General features: G+C 70.4%; 4 protein-coding genes and 1 pseudogene. All 5 read right to left on the reverse strand.

Going from position 1 to position 5,572, the window contains the following annotated elements; all coding sequences use genetic code 11:
• Positions 1-653, reverse strand: a pseudogene (locus ACWF94_RS31790) ((2Fe-2S)-binding protein); the annotation flags it as partial.
• A complete protein-coding gene (locus ACWF94_RS31795; protein WP_453496335.1) occupies positions 650-1,546 on the reverse strand; it encodes an FAD binding domain-containing protein in 897 nt (298 codons plus the stop codon). The pseudogene ACWF94_RS31790 and the gene ACWF94_RS31795, both read right to left, overlap by 4 nt.
• Before the next feature lie 309 nt (positions 1,547-1,855).
• The gene (locus ACWF94_RS31800) at positions 1,856-3,526 is read right to left on the reverse strand and encodes a beta-N-acetylhexosaminidase (protein ID WP_453496338.1); all 1,671 of its coding nucleotides are present in this window, start codon (positions 3,524-3,526) and stop codon (positions 1,856-1,858) included.
• Positions 3,527-3,745: 219 nt separating this feature from the next.
• The gene (locus ACWF94_RS31805) at positions 3,746-4,585 is read right to left on the reverse strand and encodes a carbohydrate ABC transporter permease (protein WP_453496341.1); all 840 of its coding nucleotides are present in this window, start codon (positions 4,583-4,585) and stop codon (positions 3,746-3,748) included.
• A gap of 5 nt (positions 4,586-4,590) precedes the next feature.
• Positions 4,591-5,565 carry a carbohydrate ABC transporter permease gene (locus tag ACWF94_RS31810; protein ID WP_453496344.1) on the reverse strand — a complete coding sequence of 325 codons (975 nt, stop codon included), beginning with the start codon at positions 5,563-5,565 and terminating at the stop codon, positions 4,591-4,593.
• Positions 5,566-5,572: the final 7 nt, after the last annotated feature.

The raw sequence follows: 5,572 nt of genomic DNA on the forward strand, positions 1-5,572 counted from the left end.
GGGGCCCGCGCGCCTCCCGGCAGGGTCGCCGGGGCGCCGTTCCACTGGGACCGGAGGACGGAGGCGCTGAACTCCCCCGACTCCTCGGGCAGATCGCCCCGCGCCACCGGGATCGTCCACTGCCCGGTCACATCGGACGCGGGTGCGGGCGGGCCGCCGCCCTGAGGCCGCTGTTCCGCCTCCGGGAAGGTCCACTGGCCCGTGGCGTGCGGATCGCCCGCGCGGAGATCGGCACCGCGCGGGCCCTGCCCATACGGGTCCGGCCCGGGAGCGCCCTGTCCGTACGGGTCGGCGGAGTGCAGGCCCGGGGCCCCGGCGGCGGGGACCCCCGGCTCCTGCCAGCCGTGGCCTGCGGGCGGCGGCTGGGTCGCCCAGCCGCCCTGCGCGGAGGGGTCGGCGGGCGTCAGCGGCATGATCATGGGCGGTACGTAGCCGTGGCCCGGTGCCTCCAGTGGCGCGGCGTGCAGCGCGTCCTCCGGGGGCAGTTGTACGAAGGCGGTGGCCTCGTGGTCGTAGTCGCCCTGAGGGGTCTGCTGCCAGCCGCCGTGCTCCGGCGGGCTGCCCTGAGGGTGGCCCTCCCGGTGCCCCTGCGGCTGTCCCTGCCGCTCGGGCGGGAGTCCGTGCGGTCCGCGCGGGTTCTCCTCGTTGCTCACGACAGCGCCCTCCCCAGTGCACGTCGGGCCAGCGCGGCGACGGTACGCCGCAGATGCAGTACGGCGGGCGGCAGCACGGGCTGCTCCTCGCCCTGCGGAGCGGGCGGCGGGTCCGGGATGCACGAGGTCGCGACGTACTCCCCGAAGGCCGCCAGTGCCTCGGCGGCGAGCCCGCGCTCGCCGTCCCAGTCGATCAGTGAGGCGATCCAGCGCTCCGCCTCCAGCGGGCGCAGCGGCATCGGCGCGATGGCGCCGACCGAGCAGCGCACTCCGCGCCGGGCGGGGTCGAGGACGACCGCGACGGACGCGGTGGCGCGGCCGGGACCGGTCCGTCCCGTCGCCTTGACGAAGACCTGAGGGGCGTGCAGCAGCGGTACGCGTACGTAGCCGATGAGTTCGGCCGGTGCGAGCAGTTCGCGGCCCGCCAGCAGATGCGAGACGGGGATCTCCCGGCGGGTGCCGCCGGGGCCCGCGATGATCAGTTCCGCCTCCAGGGCGGCGAGTACCGGCAGGGTGTCGCCGGTCGGGGCGATGCTGGCGATATTGCCGCCGAGCGTGCCCGCGTTGCGGATCTGGGGCGGGCCCGCCGCGCGGGCGGACGCGGCCAGCGCGGGGATGAGGGCCGCGAAGTCGGGCCGTCCCATCCGCGCGTGGGTGAGTCCGGCGCCGAGGAGGGCGTGGCCGTCCTGGTAGCGCCAGCCGCGGATCTCGCTGATCCGGCCGAGGCCGACGAGTCCCGCGGGGCGCAGCTGGCCCTTGTTGACGGCGGCCATCAGGTCGGTTCCCCCGGCGACCGGCACTGCCGCGGGCATGGCGGTGAGTGCCGCCACGGCCTCGTCGAGCGAGGTCGGCAGCGTCACCGACCGCGATGTCTGCGGTGCCTGCGTGGTCACCCAGCTGCCCCTTCCCGGTGTCCGGCGATCCCGCCTGTGTTGCCGTACCGTACGTGCTCACAGCGCGGACGTGGCAACTCTGGCACATCTTCCGGGCGGACCGGCGAGAGGGTCCACGAAGGGCGCATCCGCGAGGGATGCGCCCTTGCTATGGCGTTGCCCGGGTTTGGCGTGCCTTCGGGTACCCATCCGCATGAGCAGGTGGATGGGCGCTCTTCGACGGTCTTCGTACGGCTTGTTCGGCTTGTTCCTCATGACCGTTCCACGGTCCCAGAGTCCGGGGCAGCGGACACCGGGCTTGCGCGGGGCTCACACGTTTGGGGGCGCACCCTCGATCGGGCGCCCGAGCACTCCGGGGCGCTTCTGCCAGGGCAGCGGGCCACCGGGTGGCCGGTATTCGACCCCGAGGGCGTCAAGGCGGCGGTAGTGGGCGGTCATCCGGCGCTCGAAGTCGGCGAAGTCGCGGGCGTCGGGTGCGGGGAGCACCGACCAGGCGACCTCGGCGAAGGCGGCGAGCCTCGGGAACACCTGGTAGTCCACCCGGGAGCGGTCCTGCATGACCTCGGTCCAGACGTTGGCCTGGGTGCCGATGACATGCGCGGCGGCCTCGGGCGACAGGGTGGGCGGCACCGGCTCGAACCGGTAGACGTCCTCCAGGGTGCGGACGAATCCGATGGGCATCGGCTCGTCGGCCCCGCCGTGCTGACGGTGGTCCAGATACACCTGCTGCTCCGGGCACATGACGACGTCGTGGCCCGATTCGGCGGCTTCGATACCGCCCGCGTAGCCGCGCCAGGAGGAGACGGCCGCACCGGGTGCGAGCCCGCCTTCCAGGATCTCGTCCCAGCCGATGAGCCGCCGGCCGCGCTCGGCGAGCCAGGTGTCGAAGTGGCGCATGAACCAGGACTGGAGCCCGTCCTCGTCGGCGACGCCGAGTTCCTTGATACGCGCCTGGGCGGCCGGTGACTGCTTCCACTGGTCCTTGGGGCACTCGTCGCCCCCCATGTGGATGAAGGTGGAGGGGAACAGTTCGAGGACTTCCTCCAGGACTCCTTCGATGAAGCGCAGGGCGTTGTCAGTGGGGGCGAGTACGTTCGGACTGACACCCCAGCTGTCCCAGGGGGAAAGGGAGGTGGTGTCGATGACATCGGTGTTGCCGAGTTCCGGGTACGCCGAGATGGCGGCCTGGGAGTGGCCGGGGATCTCGATCTCGGGGACGACGGTGATATGCCGCTCGGCGGCGTAGGCGACGATCTCCCGGATGTCGTCCTGGGTGTAGTAGCCGCCGTAGGGCTTCTCGTCCCAGAGCGGGGACGCGCGATGGCCCCACCTGGTGCGGGAGCGCCAGGCTCCGGCCTCGGTGAGCTTGGGGTAGCGCTTGATCTCGATGCGCCAGCCCTGGTCGTCGGTGAGGTGGAAGTGGAAGACGTTCAGCTTGTGCGCGGCCAGCAGGTCGAGCAGCCGCATGACGTCGGTCTTGTGGGTGAAGTGCCGTGAGACGTCGAGCATCAGTCCGCGCCAGCCGAAGCGCGGCTTGTCCTCGATGATCTGGGGCGCGAGGCGGGGTGCCGTCCCCGGGTGGACCGGTGACCGGCGGAAGGCGTCGTCGCCGAGGAGTTGACGGAGCGTCTGCGCGCCCCAGAAGACTCCCGCGCCACCGCCGCCGCGGATCTCCACCCCTCGGTCGGATGTGACTTCCAGGCGGTACGCCTCGGGCTCCAGCGTCTCGTCGACGAGCAGGGTGATCGAGTCGGCCGCTCCCCCGGTGCCGGTGGGGGCCAGCGGCAGGCCGAGTGCCGGGCCGACCGTGGAGCGCAGCCAGCGTTCGGTGATCTCGGTGCCCTCGCCCGCGTACAGCGTGGTGCCGGTGCCGGGGGTGAAGCCGGCTCCGTCGGGGGTGCTGCGGGAGTTGGGGGCGGGGATCAGCTGCGCGGTCGTCGATTCGGGGGTCATCTGTGTGGTCATCGTTTCCTGGGGCATGCGTCAGTCCTCGGTCCCTTGTCCGTTGTCCGTTGTCCGTTGTGCTCGGGGAGTGGTGGTCGTCGGGCTTGGGAGTTGTCGAGTGGGGATAGGTCAGGTTCCTTTCGTCGGGCCCGGGATCTCCGGGCCGGGGCTCTCGGGGCCCGGGGCCCGGCGGCCTCGGGGGCCGTGGGGTCTCCGGGGCGCCCGGGGGTCTCGGGGGCCGTGGGGTCTCGGGGGTCAGTCCTTCACCGCGCCGCCCAGTCCGGAGACCAGTCTGCGCTGGACGAAGACGAAGAAGATCAGCACGGGCACGGTCATCACCGTGGACCCCGCCATGATCCCGCCCCAGTCGTTCTCGTCCGGCTTGAAGAAGACGAGCAGCGCCATCGGGAGGGTCGACTGCGAGGTGTCGCTGATGATGAAGGACTTGGCGAAGAGGAAGTCGTTCCAGGTGGAGATGAAGGAGAAGACGCTCGTCGCCACAAGTCCCGGGAAGACCAGCGGGAAGAGGATCTGCCACAGGAAGCGCGTTCGGCTGGCGCCGTCGATGTACGCGGCTTCCTCCAGCGCCTCGGGGACCGCCTTCACAAAGCCCCGCAGCATCCAGATCGCGAAGGGGAGCGAGAAGGCGATATGGGGCAGGATCAGCGACCAGAGGGTATTGAGCTGACCGGCGTCCCGCATCAGGAAGAAGAGCGGGATCGTCAGCGCCTCGATCGGCACCATCTGCGCCACCAGGAACATGATCAGCAGGGTCGTACGGAACTTGAAGCGGAACCGCGTCACCGCTGTCGCCGCCAGGAAGGCGATCAGCGCGGAGGCGACGACGACCGCGCTCGCGACGATGAGGCTGTTGAGGAAATAGCGTCCGAATTCCTGCTGTTCGAAGACGCGCCGGAACGAGTCCAGGGACGGCGAGAACGTCCAGGGACGCGGCTCGGTCGACTGGATCTCCCCCGCCGGCTTGAAGGCGGACAGCACCATCCAGTACAGCGGGAACGCCACCACGGCGGCGATGACGAGCGCGGACGCCTCGGCGGCCAGCCGCCAGGGACGGCGTATGCGCAGGGTGCTCATGGCGCTCACAGTTCTTCTCCCTGGCGTCGCAGAAGGCGCAGATAGACAAGGGTGACGGCCAGCAGAATCAGCAGCATGACAACGCCGATCGCCGATCCCAGGCCGTACTGCGAGGACGCGAAGGCTTTCTGGTAGGCGTACACATTGAGGACGAGATTCTGTCCGGCGATACCTCCGCCGTTCGTCATCACATAGATCTGGGTGAAGACCTTGAAGTCCCAGATGATGGACTGGATGGTGACGACAACCAGGATCGGGCGGAGCATCGGGGCCGTAATGGAACGCCAGATCCGCCACTGGGACGCGCCGTCGAGCGAGGCCGCCTCCAGCACTTCGGAGGGGATGGCCTTGATGCCCGCGTACACGGTCACCATGACGAAGGGGAATGAGCACCAGACGACTTCGAAGAGGACGAGGGCGAAAGCGCTGTACCGCTCGTACGTCCAGGAGAAGTCACCGAGGCCGAGCATCCGGTTGACCGGGCCGTAGTCCGGGTCGAAGAGGAAGACCCAGACGGTGGAGCCGGTGATGGCGGGGGTCGCCCAGGCGCCGAGCGCGGCCAGCATCAGGGCGAGCCTGGGCAGCGCCCGGATACGGGTCAGCAGTACGGCGAGCGAGCAGCCGACGGCGAGCGTGGAGAGCACACAGGCGGCGGCGAAGACGACCGTCGCCAGCAGGACCTGCCAGAACTGGCTGTCGGAGAACAGGGCCCGGTAGTTGCCGAACCCCACGAACTCGGTGGGCACGCCGCCGCTGACCTGGGCCTGGGTGTATTCGAGGAACGAAATCAGGCCGAGTTGATAGATCGGGTAGACGAGCAGTCCGGCCACCACGACGAGCGCGGGGGCCAGATAGAGCCAGGGCGTCCAGCGGCTGCCCTTGCGGCCCGGGCCACGGCGCTTCTTCGGACTTCGGCCGGGGGCCGGAGCGGTCTTGGGGGAGACCGCTGCCGGCCCTGCGGCTGTCGCTTGGTGCGTCATATCGGTC

It is taken from the genome of Streptomyces sp. NPDC055078, from assembly GCF_053607985.1.